The organism is Pseudomonas sp. P4_C1, from assembly GCF_056402155.1.
In genome coordinates, this window is sequence record NZ_JBFUHY010000052.1 from 1 (window position 1) to 16,832 (window position 16,832).

The 16,832-nt window shown below is 59.7% G+C and carries 15 protein-coding genes and 1 pseudogene; 15 read left to right on the forward strand and 1 reads right to left on the reverse strand.

Annotated features, from left to right (window positions below):
• A pseudogene (locus AC1DU9_RS21555) lies at positions 1–216 on the reverse strand (NADP-dependent isocitrate dehydrogenase); the annotation flags it as partial.
• Between AC1DU9_RS21555 and AC1DU9_RS21560 the strand changes: the two are divergent.
• The 15 genes from AC1DU9_RS21560 to nuoF all read left to right on the forward strand — a co-directional run bounded on the left by AC1DU9_RS21560 (position 215) and on the right by nuoF (position 16,800).
• Positions 215–382 carry a hypothetical protein gene (locus AC1DU9_RS21560; RefSeq protein WP_223461572.1) on the forward strand — a complete coding sequence of 56 codons (168 nt, stop codon included), beginning with the start codon at positions 215–217 and terminating at the stop codon, positions 380–382. The pseudogene AC1DU9_RS21555 and the gene AC1DU9_RS21560 sit on opposite strands and share 2 nt — an antisense overlap.
• 339 nt (positions 383–721) lie before the next feature.
• The gene (locus tag AC1DU9_RS21565) at positions 722–2,947 is read left to right on the forward strand and encodes an NADP-dependent isocitrate dehydrogenase (protein ID WP_477810774.1); all 2,226 of its coding nucleotides are present in this window, start codon (positions 722–724) and stop codon (positions 2,945–2,947) included.
• 198 nt (positions 2,948–3,145) lie between these two features.
• The gene (locus tag AC1DU9_RS21570) at positions 3,146–3,592 is read left to right on the forward strand and encodes an NUDIX hydrolase (RefSeq protein WP_223461567.1); all 447 of its coding nucleotides are present in this window, start codon (positions 3,146–3,148) and stop codon (positions 3,590–3,592) included.
• 59 nt (positions 3,593–3,651) lie between these two features.
• On the forward strand, positions 3,652–4,785 hold the full coding sequence (gene mnmA / locus AC1DU9_RS21575; protein WP_477810775.1) for a tRNA 2-thiouridine(34) synthase MnmA: 1,134 nt from the start codon (positions 3,652–3,654) through the stop codon (positions 4,783–4,785).
• The gene (gene hflD, locus AC1DU9_RS21580; protein WP_108217855.1) at positions 4,782–5,405 is read left to right on the forward strand and encodes a high frequency lysogenization protein HflD; all 624 of its coding nucleotides are present in this window, start codon (positions 4,782–4,784) and stop codon (positions 5,403–5,405) included. The genes mnmA and hflD overlap by 4 nt, the downstream gene beginning before the upstream one ends.
• A 124-nt stretch (positions 5,406–5,529) precedes the next feature.
• Positions 5,530–6,900 (forward strand): adenylosuccinate lyase, encoded by a 1,371-nt coding sequence (gene purB, locus AC1DU9_RS21585; protein ID WP_007972090.1) that lies wholly within the window; start codon positions 5,530–5,532, stop codon positions 6,898–6,900.
• A gap of 86 nt (positions 6,901–6,986) precedes the next feature.
• On the forward strand, positions 6,987–8,156 hold the full coding sequence (locus AC1DU9_RS21590) for a ribosomal protein uL16 3-hydroxylase (protein ID WP_223461563.1): 1,170 nt from the start codon (positions 6,987–6,989) through the stop codon (positions 8,154–8,156).
• On the forward strand, positions 8,149–8,574 hold the full coding sequence (locus AC1DU9_RS21595) for a GNAT family N-acetyltransferase (RefSeq protein WP_223461561.1): 426 nt from the start codon (positions 8,149–8,151) through the stop codon (positions 8,572–8,574). Before AC1DU9_RS21590 ends, AC1DU9_RS21595 begins: the two co-directional genes overlap by 8 nt.
• A gap of 216 nt (positions 8,575–8,790) precedes the next feature.
• Complete coding sequence (locus AC1DU9_RS21600) at positions 8,791–9,552, forward strand: secretin N-terminal domain-containing protein (RefSeq protein ID WP_223461559.1); 762 nt, start codon at positions 8,791–8,793, stop codon at positions 9,550–9,552.
• A gap of 475 nt (positions 9,553–10,027) precedes the next feature.
• The gene (gene aceA / locus AC1DU9_RS21605; RefSeq protein ID WP_007970439.1) at positions 10,028–11,353 is read left to right on the forward strand and encodes an isocitrate lyase; all 1,326 of its coding nucleotides are present in this window, start codon (positions 10,028–10,030) and stop codon (positions 11,351–11,353) included.
• A gap of 637 nt (positions 11,354–11,990) precedes the next feature.
• On the forward strand, positions 11,991–12,404 hold the full coding sequence (locus AC1DU9_RS21610; protein ID WP_003223812.1) for an NADH-quinone oxidoreductase subunit A: 414 nt from the start codon (positions 11,991–11,993) through the stop codon (positions 12,402–12,404).
• A gap of 10 nt (positions 12,405–12,414) precedes the next feature.
• The gene (locus AC1DU9_RS21615; protein WP_007970441.1) at positions 12,415–13,089 is read left to right on the forward strand and encodes a NuoB/complex I 20 kDa subunit family protein; all 675 of its coding nucleotides are present in this window, start codon (positions 12,415–12,417) and stop codon (positions 13,087–13,089) included.
• Between the two features lie 74 nt (positions 13,090–13,163).
• On the forward strand, positions 13,164–14,948 hold the full coding sequence (gene nuoC, locus AC1DU9_RS21620; protein WP_477810776.1) for an NADH-quinone oxidoreductase subunit C/D: 1,785 nt from the start codon (positions 13,164–13,166) through the stop codon (positions 14,946–14,948).
• Between the two features lie 2 nt (positions 14,949–14,950).
• The gene (nuoE, locus tag AC1DU9_RS21625; protein ID WP_477810777.1) at positions 14,951–15,448 is read left to right on the forward strand and encodes an NADH-quinone oxidoreductase subunit NuoE; all 498 of its coding nucleotides are present in this window, start codon (positions 14,951–14,953) and stop codon (positions 15,446–15,448) included.
• On the forward strand, positions 15,445–16,800 hold the full coding sequence (gene nuoF, locus AC1DU9_RS21630) for an NADH-quinone oxidoreductase subunit NuoF (protein ID WP_223461555.1): 1,356 nt from the start codon (positions 15,445–15,447) through the stop codon (positions 16,798–16,800). The genes nuoE and nuoF overlap by 4 nt, the downstream gene beginning before the upstream one ends.
• The last annotated feature ends 32 nt before the right edge of the window (positions 16,801–16,832 follow it).

Here is a 16,832-nt window from a genome sequence, read left to right on the forward strand (position 1 = left end):
GGCGTACACTTCCATCCAGGAAATCTTGCGCTCGCCACCGTAAGCCTTCTTAACAGCAGCATCGACAACCTTGATCATGACCGGGCTGATGTCGACACCAATGCCGTCGCCTTCGATGAAGGGGATGATCGGGTTATTAGGAACATTGAGAGAATGGTCTGCATTGACGGTGATTTTGTCGCCGACGGCTGGAACCTGAATCTTCTTGTAACCCATGCTGAACTCCATTGATTGGATTGAACATCTGGCTTGGTTCGAGCGTAACCCAGTTGAATCGGCGCGCAAACCCTATGTTCCGTCCATCTGCCGCAAAGCCTTGCAACTCGCGAGCTACAAGCTTGAAAGCAAAGGGAAAAACGCCAAACTCAAGCACGACGAATGACCTTGTGCCCTGCTCGCCCCTGCGACCTTTAGACCAATGGACGACATTCGTTGCGTATGAACCATCGGCAGATTGCCAGCTACCTATGTATAATGCCGCCGCTGACTAAAGGGTCACGACGGACTGAACAGCCTGCTGCTTGATAAATAGCGACGAGTGTTTCAGCCCAAAACCGGTCTGTTACCGCAGCCCGACTGCTTGACGCCCTACTGATGCACCCAACATCACAGCAACGAAACCTCGATATTCGGCTCATGGATGACTTTGAACGAACGCGCTTACCCGGCGCCCTCGAGTTTCTGCGCACGCTTTAGCAAAGAAGAGAGAGTTAATCCGAATATGCCCACCCGCTCGAAGATCATCTATACCTTCACCGACGAAGCTCCTGCCCTCGCCACCTATTCACTGTTGCCTATCGTAGAGGCGTTCACCGCCTCGGCTGATATCGCCGTTGAAACCCGCGATATCTCTCTTGCAGGGCGCATCCTGGCCAGCTTCCCCGAGCAACTGGGCGACAAAGCCGTAGCCGACCACCTCGCCGAACTGGGCGCCCTGGCCGTTACGCCTGAAGCCAACATCATCAAATTGCCGAACATCAGCGCCTCGGTTCCGCAACTGCAAGCCGCGATCAAAGAGCTGCAAGCTCAAGGCTTCGCACTGCCGGACTACCCTGAGACCGTCACCAGCGACGCCGACAAAGAAGCCAAGGCGCGCTACGACAAGATCAAGGGCAGCGCCGTGAACCCGGTTCTGCGTGAAGGCAACTCCGACCGTCGCGCTCCGTTGTCGGTCAAGAACTACGCACGCAAGCACCCGCACAAAATGGGCGCGTGGGCCAAGGACTCCAAGTCCCACATCGCGCACATGAACACCGGCGATTTCTACGGCAGCGAAAAGGCCGCCCTGATCGACGCCGCTGACGCCGTGAAACTCGAACTGATCGCTCTAGACGGCACCGCCACCGTCCTGAAAGAAAAGACCAGCGTACAAGCCGGTGAGATCCTCGATTGCGCGGTACTGAGCAAAAACGCCCTGCGCAGCTTCATCGCGGCCGAAATCGAAGACGCCAAGGAACAAGGCGTGCTGCTGTCGGTTCACCTGAAAGCCACCATGATGAAGGTCTCCGACCCGATCATGTTCGGCCAGATCGTTGCCGAGTTCTATAAAGACGCGCTGGCCAAGCACGCTGACGTGCTGGCACAGATCGGCTTCAACCTGAACAACGGCATCGGCGACCTGTACGCGCGCATCAAGGCCCTGCCTGCCGAGCAGCAAGCGGCCATCGAAGCTGACATCCAGGCGGTCTACGCCGTTCGCCCTTCCCTGGCGATGGTCAACTCCGACAAAGGCATCACCAACCTGCACGTGCCGAGCGACGTGATCGTCGACGCCTCGATGCCGGCGATGATCCGTGACTCCGGCAAGATGTGGGGCACCGACGGCCAGCTGCACGACACCAAGGCCGTGATCCCGGATCGCTGCTACGCGACCATCTACCAGGCAGTGATCGAAGACTGCAAGGCCAATGGCGCGTTCGATCCGACCACCATGGGCAGCGTGCCGAACGTTGGACTGATGGCGAAGAAAGCCGAAGAGTACGGCTCCCACGACAAGACTTTCCAGATCAAGGCTGACGGCGTTGTTCGCGTCACCGACAGCAAGGGCAACCTGTTGATGGAACAGGCTGTCGAGGCCGGCGACATCTTCCGCATGTGCCAGACCAAAGACGCACCGATCCAGGACTGGGTCAAACTGGCCGTCAACCGTGCTCGCGCAAGCGCGACCCCGGCGATTTTCTGGCTGGACCCGATGCGCGCCCACGACGGCGTGGTGATCGAGAAAGTTCAGGCTTACCTGAAGGATCACGACACTGCCGGCCTGGACATCCAGATCATGGCGCCGGTCGACGCGATGAAGTACACCCTGCAGCGCACCCGCGATGGCAAAGACACCATTTCGGTGACCGGCAACGTACTGCGTGACTACCTGACTGACTTGTTCCCGATCATGGAACTGGGCACCAGCGCCAAGATGCTGTCGATCGTGCCGCTGATGAATGGCGGTGGCCTGTTCGAAACCGGCGCTGGCGGCTCCGCACCGAAGCACGTGCAGCAGCTGCTGGAAGAGAACTTCCTGCGCTGGGATTCGCTGGGTGAATTCCTCGCCCTGGCCGCGTCCCTGGAACACCTGGGCGTGACCTACAACAACCCCAAGGCGCTGGTGCTGGCCAAGACCCTGGACCAGGCCACCGGCCAGTTCCTGGACAACAACAAGTCGCCATCGCGCAAAGTCGGCAACATCGACAACCGCGGCAGCCACTTCTACCTGGCGCTGTACTGGGCTCAAGCCCTGGCTGCCCAGACCGAAGACGCTGCACTGCAAGCGCAGTTCGCGACCCTGGCCAAGACCCTGACCGAGAACGAGGCGACCATCGTTGCCGAACTCAACGCCGTTCAGGGCAAACCAGTGGACATCGGCGGTTACTACCACGCCGACGCCGAGCTGATCAGCAAGGCCATGCGCCCAAGCGCAACCTTCAACGCGGCAGTTGCTGCGCTGGTGTAAGGTTGTAAGGAAGCACCACAAACCCCGGCCCCGTGCCGGGGTTTGTGTTTTCAGAATTCACACAAACCCATTGTAGGAGTGAGCCTGCTCGCGATAGCGTCATGTCAGCCAATATTGATGTCACTGACATACCGCCATCGCGAGCAGGCTCACTCCTACATTGGACTGTGTTTCAACTTTGGAATTTGAGGACATCTCATGGACTGGAAACCCCACATCACCGTAGCAACCATCGTCGAAGACAACGGCCGCTTCCTGATGGTCGAAGAGCTCAAGAGCGGACGCACGGTACTCAACCAACCCGCCGGCCACCTGGACCCGAACGAAACCCTGACCGAAGCCGCCATTCGCGAAACCCTCGAGGAAACCGGCTGGGACGTCGAACCGACCGGCGTACTGGGCATTTACCTCTACACCGCCCCGAGCAACGGCGTAACGTACCAGCGGGTCTGCTTCATCGCCAAACCACTGAAACACCACGCGGATTATCAACTGGATGAAGGCATCGTCGGCGCCAAGTGGTTGACCCGCGAGGAGTTAATCGAGCAGCGCGACAATTGGCGCAGCGAGCTGATCATCCGTTGCATCGATGATTATCTGGCAGGCATTCGCTTCGACCTCGAACTGATCCGTCCTTCTCTTTAGCCATGCGGCCCCGAGCCTGATAGAATCGCGTCCTTTTTCAAGACACTCATTGAATCCCTATGCGTGATCCAGCCCCTTCTGACACACAAAAGAAGCGCGTCATTGTCGGCATGTCCGGCGGCGTGGACTCCTCCGTTTCCGCCCTCCTGCTGATCGAGCAGGGCTATGAGGTGGAAGGCCTGTTCATGAAGAACTGGGAAGAGGACGATGGAACGGAATACTGCACCGCCATGGATGACCTGGCGGACGCCCAGGCCGTGTGCGACAGGATTGGCATCAAGCTGCACACCGCCAATTTCGCCGCCGAGTACTGGGACAACGTGTTCGAGCATTTCCTGGCCGAATACAAGGCCGGACGCACGCCGAACCCGGACATCCTGTGCAACCGTGAAATCAAGTTCAAGGCGTTCCTCGACTACGCCATGATGCTGGGTGCCGACCTGATCGCCACCGGTCACTACGTGCGTCGCCGCGACATCGACGGCCGCACCGAACTGCTCAAGGGCCTGGACCCGAACAAGGACCAGAGCTACTTCCTGCACGCCGTCGGCGGTGTACAGATCGCCAAGACCCTGTTCCCGGTCGGCGAACTGGAAAAACCGCAGGTGCGCGCCATTGCCGAGAAATACGAGCTGGCGACCGCGAAGAAGAAGGACTCCACCGGGATCTGCTTTATCGGCGAGCGCCGCTTCAGCGACTTCCTCAAGCAGTACCTGCCAGCGCAACCGGGCGAGATCAAGACCACCGAAGGTGAAGTCATCGGCCGTCACCACGGCCTGATGTACCACACCATCGGCCAGCGCCAGGGCCTGGGCATTGGCGGGCTGAAAGATGCCAGCGATGAGCCGTGGTACGTGCTGATCAAGGACCTGGAACACAACGAGCTGATCGTTGGCCAGGGCAACGATCACCCGTGGCTGTTCTCCCGCGCCCTGCTCGCTTCCGATATCTACTGGGTCAACCCGATCGACCTGAGCCAGCCACGCAAGCTGACCGCCAAGGTTCGTTATCGCCAGAGCGACCAGCCGTGCACCCTGGAGAAAACCGCCACGGGTTATCGCGCAACCTTCGATGATCCGCAACGCGCGGTCACTCCGGGCCAGTCCGTGGTGTTCTACGATGGTGAAATCTGCCTCGGCGGCGGCGTGATTGAAGTAGCCGAGCCGTGGACGAGCAAGGGCCAGGCCCAATGAACCCGATTCAGGAGCAACTGACAGCACTGGGCGGCGTGTTTCTCGCCGCCGTGCTGGTGGACAGGATTGCCAAGTCAGGCCAAACCAACGAAGCCGGACTGACCTGCATGCTCGGCAGCTTGCTGATTCGCGACCCCAAGGACACACTCGAAGTCTACGGCGGTGACGACATCAACCTGCGCGAAGGCTATCGCGCACTGATCGGCGCCCTCGAACGCGATCCAAGCGCCCTGCAGCGCGAACCGCTGCGTTATGCCTTGGCCATGCTCGGCCTTGAGCGTCAGCTGGCCAAGCGCAACGACATGCTCGACGTGATCGGCAAGCGTCTGCCGCAGATTCAGTCCCAGGTCGAACACTTCGGCCCGGCCCACGAAAACGTGATCGCTGCATGCGGCGCACTGTATCAGGACACCCTGAGCACCCTGCGCCAACGCATCCAGGTGCACGGCGACATGCGCAACCTGCAACAACCGAGCAACGCCTCGAAAATTCGCGCACTGCTGCTGGCCGGCATCCGTTCGGCCCGCCTGTGGCGGCAATTGGGCGGTCATCGCTGGCAACTGGTGATCAGCCGCCGCAAATTGTTGAAAGAGCTTTACCCATTGATGCGTAACGAATAACCCGCATCGACAGCACCGAACTCAGCAATACGCGTAATACGCCGGTCAGTTGGCGACGGACCGGCGGATTTTTTCATGTATGATACGCGCCCCATTTCGTTGCCCGACTGTCCGAGAACACCCCATGCAGCTCTCTTCGCTCACTGCGGTTTCCCCTGTTGACGGCCGCTACGCCGGCAAAACCCAGGCCCTGCGCCCAATTTTCAGCGAGTACGGCCTGATCCGTGCCCGCGTTCTGGTTGAAGTGCGCTGGCTCCAGCGCCTGGCCGCTCACCCTGCCATCAGCGAAGTGCCGGCGTTCTCCGCCGAAGCCAACGCTGTGTTGAACACCCTGGCGGAAAATTTCTCTCTGGAGCACGCCGAGCGCGTCAAAGAGATCGAGCGCACCACCAACCACGACGTCAAGGCCATCGAATACCTGCTCAAAGAGCAGGCGGCCAAGCTGCCGGAACTGGCCAAGGTCAGCGAGTTCATCCACTTTGCCTGCACCAGCGAGGACATCAACAACCTGTCCCACGCCCTGATGCTGCGCGAAGGCCGTGATGACGTGATGCTGCCGCTGATGCGCCAGACCGCCAACGCCATCCGCGAACTGGCGATCCGCTTCGCCGACGTACCGATGCTGTCGCGCACCCACGGTCAACCGGCCTCGCCGACCACCCTGGGCAAAGAACTGGCGAACGTGGTTTACCGCCTGGAGCGCCAGATCGCTCAAGTCGCTGCCGTTCCGCTGCTGGGCAAGATCAACGGCGCTGTCGGCAACTACAACGCCCACCTGTCGGCCTACCCCGAGATCGACTGGGAAGCCAACGCCCGCGCCTTCATCGAAGACGAACTGGGCCTGGGCTTCAACCCGTACACCACGCAGATCGAACCGCACGACTACATTGCCGAGCTGTTCGACGCGATCGCCCGTTTCAACACCATCCTGATCGACTTCGACCGCGACATCTGGGGTTATATCTCCCTGGGTTATTTCAAACAGCGCACCATCGCTGGCGAAATCGGTTCGTCGACCATGCCGCACAAGGTCAACCCGATCGACTTCGAAAACTCCGAAGGCAACCTGGGTATCGCCAACGCACTGTTCCAGCACCTGGCGAGCAAACTGCCAATCTCCCGCTGGCAGCGCGACCTGACCGACTCCACCGTACTGCGCAACCTCGGTGTCGGCTTCGCCCACAGCGTGATCGCGTACGAAGCCAGCCTCAAGGGCATCAGCAAGCTTGAGCTCAACGAGCAGAAGATTGCCGCTGACCTGGACGCTTGCTGGGAAGTCCTGGCCGAGCCGATCCAGACCGTGATGCGTCGCTACAACATCGAAAACCCGTACGAAAAGCTGAAAGAACTGACCCGCGGCAAGGGCATCAGCCCAGAAGCGCTGCAGACTTTCATCGACGGCCTGGACATGCCAGCCGCCGCCAAGGCCGAGCTGAAACTGCTCACCCCGGCGAACTACATCGGCAACGCTGTAGAACAAGCCAAGCGCATCTGATCGACCGCTAGACCCTTTTAAGACGCCCGGCCGCGCCGGGCGTTTTTATTCCCGTCTGAAAAGTGCATTTTTTCAATAGGTTACACATGAATCCTGATATTCCTCTTCAACTTCTGGGCGGCATCACGGCACGGGAATTCCTGCGCGACTACTGGCAGAAAAAACCACTGTTGATCCGCCAGGCGATTCCTGATTTCGAAAGCCCGATCGACGCCGACGAACTGGCCGGCCTGGCGCTGGAAGAAGAAGTCGAATCGCGACTGATCATCGAGAATGGCGAGCGTCCGTGGGAACTGCGTCGCGGCCCGTTCGCCGAAGATGAGTTCAGCAAGCTGCCTGAACGTGACTGGACCCTGCTGGTTCAAGCCGTGGATCAGTTCGTCCCGGAAGTCAGCGAACTGCTGGAAAATTTCCGCTTTCTGCCGAGCTGGCGCATCGACGACGTGATGATCAGCTACGCCGCGCCGGGTGGCAGCGTTGGTCCGCACTTCGACAACTACGACGTGTTCCTGCTGCAAGGCCACGGCAAGCGCAACTGGAAGATCGGCCAGATGTGCAACACCGAAAGCCCGCTGCTGGCCCACGCCGACCTGCGCATCCTCGCCGAATTCGAAGCCACCGACGAATGGGTGCTGGAACCGGGCGACATGCTCTACCTGCCACCGCGCCTGGCCCACTGCGGCGTCGCCGTTGATGACTGCATGACCTACTCGGTTGGTTTCCGCGCGCCGAGCGCCGCTGAAGTACTGACCCACTTCACTGACTTCCTCAGCCAGTTCCTGTCGGACGAAGAACGCTACACCGACGCCGACGCCTTGCCGACTGCCGATCCTCACCAGATCCAGCGCGACGCACTCGACCGCCTCAAAGGCCTGCTGGCCGAGCACATGAGCGACGAGCGCCTGCTGCTGACCTGGTTCGGCCAGTTCATGACCGAGCCACGCTACCCGGAACTGGTGGTGGGCCCGGAAGACGTCGAAGAAGACGACTTCATGTCCGCCCTGGAGCAAGGCGCGATCCTGATTCGCAACCCGAGCGCACGCCTGGCGTGGTCCGAAGTCGATGACGACCTGCTGCTGTTCGCCAGCGGCCAGAGCCGTTATCTGCCAGGCAAACTGCGCGAACTGCTGAAGATGATCTGCGCCGCCGACGCTCTGCACGCCGACAACCTCGGCGAATGGCTGAGCGACGAAGACGGCCGCGGCCTGCTGTGCGAACTGGTCAAGCAAGGAAGCCTGGGGTTCGCCGATGAATAAAATTCACGTACGTGTCGCAGACTGGCAAAAGGACAACGCCGAGATCCGGCGCATTCGTGAAGCGGTGTTCGTCGCCGAGCAATCCGTTCCGCCAGAACTGGAATGGGACGCCGATGACATTGATGCAGTGCATTTCCTCGCTTACGAAGGCGACTTTCCGATCGGCACAGCCCGCCTGTTGCCCGACGGCCACGTCGGCAGGGTATCGGTACTCAGAGACTGGCGCGGCCTGAAAGTCGGCGATGCACTGATGCAAGCGGTCATCGGTGAAGCCGAAGAGCGCGGGCTCAAACAGCAGATGCTCAGCGCCCAGGTACAAGCCACGGCGTTCTATGAGCGCCTGGGCTTTCACATGGTCAGTGAAGAGTTCCTGGAAGCCGGGATTCCGCATGTGGACATGGTGCGACATTCGGCCTGATACCGAGTCGCGGCCATCGCGAGCAGGCTCGCTCCTACAAGGATTGCGCTAGACCTTGCAGGAGTGAGCCTGCTCGCGATGAGGCCCTGAAGCACACCACAAAACGCCCCGACATCTCACGATGCCGGGGCGTTTTGCTGTCTACGATTCAACTAGCGCCACTCCAGGCCGACAAACTGGCACTATCATCAATTCAAGTTGGCGGAGATAACGGATATGTCCCTACGCACCCTGCTCACCACCCTGCTGCTCGGCTGCAGTTTTTCGGTGATGGCAGCCACAGAAATCGTCTCCCTCCAGTACCACACCAGCGCGGACCTGCTACCGGTGGCGCAGGACTTCATCGGCAAGGAAGGCCAGGTCAGCGCCTACGGCAATCAACTCATCGTCAACGCCGATCAGCGCAAGATCGACGAACTTAAAGCCCTCCTTTCGCAACTCGACACTGCACCCAAGCGCCTGTTGATTACCGTCGACACCAGCGACAACAACTTCCAGGGCGACCAGGGTTACTCGGTGAACGGTGCCAAGCCCGGCCAGACCCGCATCATCAACTACAGCACCGACAGTCGCGACGGCGGCATTCAGCAAGTGCAGGCCAGCGAAGGCGCACCGGCACTGATCCAGGTCGGCCAGAGCGTGCCGATCACCAGCAGCCAAAGCGATTCCTATGGCGGTTACAGCAGCCAGACCGAGTATCGCAACGTCACCCAGGGTTTCTACGTCACGGCAAACGTCACCGGCGACATCGTTCACCTGTCGATCAGTACCAACCGTGACCGCATGAGCCAGGAACGTCCCGATGTAGTGAACGTACAAAGCACCGACACAACCGTCACCGGTCACCTCGGTGAGTGGATCCTGCTGGCCGGGGTCAATGGCCAGACCCAGGCCGACAAACAGGGCCAGACCCACAGCTACTCGACCCAGAGCCGCAACGACATGACACTGCGGGTGAAAGTCGACACCTTGGACTAAAGCACCAAAAACTGACTGACGAGTCGTATTAGACCAAAGATGTAGTGCCACAAAAAAAGCACTACAAAACGTTTGACGAGCCAAAAAAGCGAAGGCATGATGGCCTCGCTCCCGCTAATCAGAGGCCCTGGCAAGGGCCTTCGAGGCGATGTTCGCAACCTACCCCCGCGAACCGCTTCGTGTCTGTACCGCCCACAAGGTGTGTTTGACGAGGTTGTCGACTGGAACGAAGTTGTCCCGAGGGACGGAAGCGTAATAGGTAACCCGGCACCACACTGTTGTTCGCACCAAGGCCCACGACGCCCGAATGCGCCCGCAGTTCGCCTTTACCTGCTCACTTCCCCTCGAGCCGATCGTTCATCCCGTCGCCCTCCCCGCCGAATCCGACTTGACCGCTTAAGCTTCTGGTCAGCGAGCGCAGGAATTTTCCACCGCAGAACAACTTTTCATAAAGACGCGACGAGGTTTATCTCCCATGGCACTGACACGCGAACAGCAAATTGCAGCCCTCGAAAAAGACTGGGCTGAAAACCCGCGCTGGAAAGGCGTGACACGCACTTACTCCGCTGCTGACGTCGTCCGCCTGCGTGGCTCGGTTCAACCTGAGCACACCTTTGCAAAAATGGGCGCCGAGAAGCTGTGGAACCTGGTGACCCAGGGTGCCAAGCCGGCCTTCCGTCCTGAGAAAGATTTCGTCAACTGCATGGGCGCCCTGACCGGCGGCCAGGCTGTACAACAAGTCAAAGCCGGCATCCAGGCGATTTACCTGTCGGGCTGGCAAGTGGCTGCGGACAACAACTCCGCCGAATCGATGTACCCGGACCAGTCGCTGTACCCGGTGGACTCGGTTCCAACCGTGGTCAAGCGCATCAACAACTCGTTCCGTCGTGCCGACCAGATCCAGTGGAAAGCCGGCAAGAACCCGGGCGACGCTGGCTACATCGACTACTTCGCGCCAATCGTGGCTGACGCTGAAGCCGGTTTCGGCGGCGTACTGAACGCTTACGAGCTGATGAAGAGCATGATCGAAGCAGGCGCCGCCGGCGTTCACTTCGAAGACCAGCTGGCTTCCGTGAAGAAATGCGGCCACATGGGCGGCAAGGTACTGGTTCCTACCCAGGAAGCCGTACAGAAGCTGACCGCTGCTCGCCTGGCTGCTGACGTTGCCGGCACTCCGACCATCATCCTGGCCCGTACCGACGCCAACGCCGCCGACCTGCTGACGTCCGACTGCGACCCGTACGACCAGCCATTCGTGACTGGCGAACGTACCCAGGAAGGTTTCTACAAGGTTCGCGCCGGTCTCGACCAGGCCATCGCTCGCGGCCTGGCCTACGCTCCGTACGCCGACCTGATCTGGTGCGAAACCGCCAAGCCGGACCTGGACGAGGCTCGTCGCTTCGCTGAAGCGATCAAGAAGGAATACCCGGACCAACTGCTGTCCTACAACTGCTCGCCTTCCTTCAACTGGAAGAAAAACCTGGACGACGCGACCATCGCCAAGTTCCAGCGCGAACTGTCCGCCATGGGCTACAAGCACCAGTTCATCACCCTGGCTGGCATTCACAACATGTGGCACAGCATGTTCAACCTGGCGCACGACTACGCCCGCAACGACATGACTGCCTACGTGAAACTGCAAGAGCAGGAATTCGCTGACGCCGCCAAGGGTTACACCTTCGTGGCTCACCAGCAGGAAGTGGGCACCGGCTACTTCGACGACATGACCACCGTGATCCAGGGTGGCTCGTCCTCGGTAACCGCGCTGACCGGTTCGACCGAAGAAGAACAGTTCCACTGATCTGCTTCGACTGAGACATCAGCCGCTGCGGACCGAATAGAAAGCTAACCGCAGCGCTGCACATCTGACGCCCCGACTGGTTCGGGGCGTTTTTTTGCCTGCGATTTAATCAGCACCGCCAAACCCTGTGGGAGCGAGCTTGTTCGCGATAGCGATCCTTCGGGCAAAGATGCTGTGTCTGACACACCGCCATCGCGAGCAAGCTCGCTCCCACATGGGAAAGCGGCGACCGGAAAAACATTGATCCAGAGCGGTACGACTGTCAGAAAGATCCGCTAAAACGCTCACTGGCGCTACTTGCTGTAACGCTCATATAAGACAACTTCCCGTGTATCCGACGGACAAGCAGTTTAAAAACCAAGTCAAACAATATTGATTATCATTTAGCGTGAACAATGTTCGTTACATTCCCTACAAAACATAATTGACGAAATGCCGGCTAATGCCCGAGCCGCAAGGCCTGTGGGGGGGTTTAGGCTCGCTATGTCCTTATTCCTATAATAAATTTCGCCATAGGAATTTTACTTGCCGGGTGTTTAGCCATAAAATCAGCTGGATTGATTGCTGCGACATATCGTCACTGCTTTTGTTTCTTTTCAAGCTCAGAGACCTTTGCTCTCTGTTAAGGATTACCAGCATGCCCGAAGCGACAGGACTCATGGCCCACAACTGGGGCTTTGCCATTTTCCTTCTAGGCGTTGTCGGCCTCTGCGCCTTCATGCTCGGTGTTTCCAGCCTCCTCGGGTCAAAAGCCTGGGGCCGCAGCAAAAACGAACCGTTCGAGTCCGGCATGCTACCTACAGGTGGCGCCCGCTTGCGGCTCTCAGCCAAATTCTATCTGGTCGCGATGCTCTTCGTGATCTTCGATATCGAAGCCCTCTTTCTCTTTGCCTGGTCTGTGTCCGTCCGCGAAAGCGGCTGGACCGGATTCGTCGAAGCTCTCGTTTTCATAGCAATTCTGTTGGCAGGCCTTGTCTACCTATTCCGAGTGGGCGCCCTTGACTGGGCTCCGGAAGCTCGGCGCAAGCGGCAAGCGAAGCTGAAACAATGAGGCTTTGGCAATGCAATACAATCTCACCAGGATCGACCCCGATGCTCCTAACGAGCAGTATCCGATTGGCCAGCGGGAAACCGTTTCCGATCCGTTAGAAGATCAAGTCCACAAAAACATTTTCATGGGCAAGCTCGAAGACGTGCTTAACGGCACGATCAACTGGGGGCGCAAGAACTCCCTGTGGCCGTATAACTTCGGTCTTTCGTGCTGCTACGTGGAAATGACCACCGCCTTCACGGCGCCCCACGACATCGCGCGCTTTGGCGCCGAAGTTATCCGGGCATCGCCGCGCCAGGCGGATTTCATGGTTATCGCCGGTACTTGCTTCATCAAGATGGCGCCGATCATTCAGCGTCTCTACGAGCAAATGCTCGAGCCTAAATGGGTCATCTCCATGGGTTCGTGCGCCAACTCCGGTGGCATGTACGACATCTACTCCGTCGTTCAAGGGGTGGACAAGTTCCTGCCCGTGGACGTCTACGTGCCTGGCTGCCCGCCCCGCCCTGAAGCTTTCCTGCAAGGCTTGATGCTGTTGCAGGAGTCGATTGGCCAGGAGCGTCGTCCACTTTCCTGGGTCGTTGGCGATCAAGGCGTATACCGCGCCGAGATGCCTTCCGAAAAGGAAAAGCGCCGCGAACAGCGTATTCAGGTAACCAACCTGCGCAGCCCCGACGAAGTCTGATCCAGATCTGCCTCTTTCCATGGAACGAGAACCTGGCTTCATTCTTTACGTTGACCGAAAGCGATAAAATAACCATGACTACAGGCAGTGCTCTGTACATCCCGCCTTACAAGGCAGACGACCAGGATGTGGTCGTCGAACTGAACAACCGTTTTGGCCCGGAGGCGTTCACCGCCCAGGCTACCCGCACCGGCATGCCGGTGCTTTGGGTTGCCCGCGCCAAACTCGTCGAAGTCCTGACCTTCCTGCGTAACCTGCCCAAGCCGTACGTCATGCTTTATGACCTGCACGGCGTGGACGAGCGTCTGCGCACCAAGCGTCAAGGGTTGCCGAACGGCGTCGACTTCTCCGTGTTCTATCACCTGATGTCGATCGAACGTAATAGTGACGTGATGATCAAGGTCGCCTTGTCCGAGAACGACCTCAACCTGCCTTCCATCACCAGCATCTGGCCGAACGCCAACTGGTACGAACGTGAAGTCTGGGACATGTTCGGCATCCACTTCACCGGCCACCCTCACCTGTCGCGCATCATGATGCCGCCGACCTGGGAAGGTCACCCGCTGCGCAAGGACTTCCCGGCCCGTGCCACCGAGTTCGACCCGTTCACCCTGGACCTGGCCAAGCAGCAGCTCGAGGAAGAGTCCGCGCGCTTCAAGCCGGAAGACTGGGGCATGAAGCGTTCCGGTCCGAACGAGGACTACATGTTCCTCAACCTCGGCCCGAACCACCCGTCCGCGCACGGTGCGTTCCGCATCATCCTGCAGCTGGACGGTGAAGAGATCGTCGACTGCGTACCGGACGTCGGTTACCACCACCGTGGTGCCGAGAAGATGGCCGAGCGCCAGTCCTGGCACAGTTTCATTCCGTACACCGACCGTATCGACTACCTCGGCGGCGTGATGAACAACCTGCCATACGTGCTGTCGGTCGAGAAGCTGGCCGGTATCAAGGTGCCGGAGAAGGTCGACGTCATCCGCATCATGATGGCCGAGTTCTTCCGGATCACCAGTCACCTGCTGTTCCTGGGTACCTACATCCAGGACGTCGGCGCCATGACCCCGGTGTTCTTCACTTTCACCGACCGTCAGCGCGCGTACACGGTGATCGAAGCCATTACCGGTTTCCGCCTGCACCCGGCCTGGTACCGCATCGGTGGCGTCGCCCACGACCTGCCGCGCGGCTGGGAAAAACTGGTCAAGGATTTCGTCGAGTGGATGCCCAAGCGTCTGGACGAATACCAGAAAGCCGCACTGGACAACAGCATCCTGCGTGGCCGGACCATCGGCGTCGCCGACTACAACACCAAAGAAGCCCTGGAATGGGGTGTCACCGGTGCCGGCCTGCGTTCGACCGGTTGCGACTTCGACCTGCGTAAAGCGCGTCCGTACTCGGGCTACGAGAATTTCGAGTTCGAAGTGCCGCTGGCCGCCAATGGCGATGCCTACGACCGCTGCATCGTGCGTGTCGAGGAGATGCGCCAGAGCATCAGGATCATCGACCAGTGCCTGCGCAACATGCCGGAAGGCCCGTACAAGGCGGATCACCCGCTGACCACGCCGCCGCCGAAAGAGCGCACCCTGCAGCACATCGAAACCTTGATCACGCACTTCCTGCAGGTTTCGTGGGGCCCGGTCATGCCGGCCAACGAATCCTTCCAGATGATCGAAGCGACCAAGGGCATCAACAGTTATTACCTGACGAGCGATGGCGGCACCATGAGCTACCGCACCCGGATTCGTACCCCAAGCTTCCCGCACTTGCAGCAGATCCCTTCGGTGATCAAAGGCAGCATGGTCGCGGATTTGATTGCGTACCTGGGTAGTATCGATTTCGTTATGGCCGACGTGGACCGCTAAGCATGAATAGCACGCTTATCCAGACAGACCGTTTCACCTTGAGTGAAACCGAGCGCTCGGCCATCGAGCACGAGCTGCATCACTACGAAGACCCGCGCGCGGCGTCGATCGAAGCCCTGAAGATCGTTCAGAAGGAACGCGGCTGGGTGCCGGACGGCGCCCTGTACGCCATTGGCGAGATCCTCGGCATCCCGGCCAGCGACGTTGAAGGCGTGGCGACGTTCTATAGCCAGATCTTCCGTCAGCCAGTGGGCCGTCACATCATTCGCGTCTGCGACAGCATGGTCTGCTACATCGGCGGCCACGAGTCCGTGGTCAGCGAAATCCAGAGCAAGCTGGGCATCGGCCTGGGTCAGACCACCGCCGACGGTCGTTTCACCCTGCTGCCGGTCTGCTGCCTCGGCAACTGCGACAAGGCGCCGGCGTTGATGATCGACGACGACACTTTCGGTGATGTGCAGCCAGCAGGCGTTACCAAATTGCTCGAGGGCTATGTATGACCCTGACTTCCTTCGGTCCTGCCAACCGCATCAAGCGTTCGGCCGAGACTCACCCGCTCACCTGGCGTTTGCGTGACGACGGCGAAGCCGTCTGGCTCGACGAGTACCAGGCCAAGAACGGTTACGCCGCTGCGCGCAAGGCCTTCGCCGACATGGGCCAGGACGACATCGTCCAGACCGTGAAAGATTCCGGCCTCAAGGGTCGCGGCGGTGCAGGCTTCCCCACTGGCGTTAAGTGGGGCCTGATGCCCAAGGACGAATCCATCAACATCCGCTACCTGCTGTGCAACGCGGATGAAATGGAGCCGAACACCTGGAAAGACCGCATGCTGATGGAGCAACTGCCCCATCTGCTGATCGAAGGCATGCTGATCAGTGCCCGCGCCCTGAAAACCTACCGTGGCTACATCTTCCTGCGTGGCGAATACACCACCGCCGCCAAGCACCTGAACCGTGCCGTAGAAGAAGCCAAGGCAGCTGGCCTGTTGGGCAAGAACATCCTGGGCAGCGGCTTCGACTTCGAGCTGTTCGTCCACACCGGCGCCGGGCGTTACATCTGCGGTGAAGAAACCGCACTGATCAACTCCCTCGAAGGCCGCCGCGCCAACCCGCGCTCCAAGCCGCCCTTCCCTGCCGCCGTTGGCGTGTGGGGCAAGCCGACCTGCGTGAACAACGTCGAGACCCTGTGCAACGTGCCGGCGATCATTGCCGACGGCGTGGACTGGTACAAATCGTTGGCCCGTGAAGGCAGCGAAGACATGGGCACCAAGCTCATGGGCTTCTCCGGCAAGGTCAAGAATCCGGGCCTGTGGGAACTGCCGTTCGGCGTCACCGCACGCGAGCTGTTCGAAGACTACGCCGGCGGCATGCGCGACGGTTACAAGCTCAAGTGCTGGCAGCCTGGCGGCGCCGGTACCGGCTTCCTGTTGCCGGAACACCTGGACGCACAAATGTACGCCGGCGGCATCGCCAAAGTCGGCACCCGCATGGGTACCGGCCTGGCCATGGCGGTGGACGACAGCGTCAACATGGTGTCCCTGCTGCGCAACATGGAGCAGTTCTTCGCTCGCGAATCCTGTGGCTTCTGCACCCCTTGCCGCGATGGCTTGCCATGGAGCGTCAAGCTGCTGATGGCCATCGAGAACGGCGAAGGCCAGCCAGGCGACATCGAGACCCTGCTGGGTCTGGTCGGTTTCCTCGGCCCGGGCAAGACCTTCTGTGCTCACGCACCGGGTGCCGTGGAGCCGTTGGGCAGCGCAATCAAATACTTCCGTCCAGAGTTCGAAGCCGGTATCGCGCCTGTCAGCGCCACCGTCCCGCCTCTGGCAAGGCCGATCCTGGTCGGCGCGTAAACGCTTAAAAAAGGCGAAGGGTCCGTGCCCTT

Coding starts and splice junctions, on each gene's coding strand:
- AC1DU9_RS21560 (WP_223461572.1), top strand. CDS start 215: ATGCTGAACTCCATTGATTGGATTGAACATCTGGCTTGGTTCGAGCGT.
- AC1DU9_RS21565 (WP_477810774.1), top strand. CDS start 722: ATGCCCACCCGCTCGAAGATCATCTATACCTTCACCGACGAAGCTCCT.
- AC1DU9_RS21570 (WP_223461567.1), top strand. CDS start 3,146: ATGGACTGGAAACCCCACATCACCGTAGCAACCATCGTCGAAGACAAC.
- mnmA (WP_477810775.1), top strand. CDS start 3,652: ATGCGTGATCCAGCCCCTTCTGACACACAAAAGAAGCGCGTCATTGTC.
- hflD (WP_108217855.1), top strand. CDS start 4,782: ATGAACCCGATTCAGGAGCAACTGACAGCACTGGGCGGCGTGTTTCTC.
- purB (WP_007972090.1), top strand. CDS start 5,530: ATGCAGCTCTCTTCGCTCACTGCGGTTTCCCCTGTTGACGGCCGCTAC.
- AC1DU9_RS21590 (WP_223461563.1), top strand. CDS start 6,987: ATGAATCCTGATATTCCTCTTCAACTTCTGGGCGGCATCACGGCACGG.
- AC1DU9_RS21595 (WP_223461561.1), top strand. CDS start 8,149: ATGAATAAAATTCACGTACGTGTCGCAGACTGGCAAAAGGACAACGCC.
- AC1DU9_RS21600 (WP_223461559.1), top strand. CDS start 8,791: ATGTCCCTACGCACCCTGCTCACCACCCTGCTGCTCGGCTGCAGTTTT.
- aceA (WP_007970439.1), top strand. CDS start 10,028: ATGGCACTGACACGCGAACAGCAAATTGCAGCCCTCGAAAAAGACTGG.
- AC1DU9_RS21610 (WP_003223812.1), top strand. CDS start 11,991: ATGCCCGAAGCGACAGGACTCATGGCCCACAACTGGGGCTTTGCCATT.
- AC1DU9_RS21615 (WP_007970441.1), top strand. CDS start 12,415: ATGCAATACAATCTCACCAGGATCGACCCCGATGCTCCTAACGAGCAG.
- nuoC (WP_477810776.1), top strand. CDS start 13,164: ATGACTACAGGCAGTGCTCTGTACATCCCGCCTTACAAGGCAGACGAC.
- nuoE (WP_477810777.1), top strand. CDS start 14,951: ATGAATAGCACGCTTATCCAGACAGACCGTTTCACCTTGAGTGAAACC.
- nuoF (WP_223461555.1), top strand. CDS start 15,445: ATGACCCTGACTTCCTTCGGTCCTGCCAACCGCATCAAGCGTTCGGCC.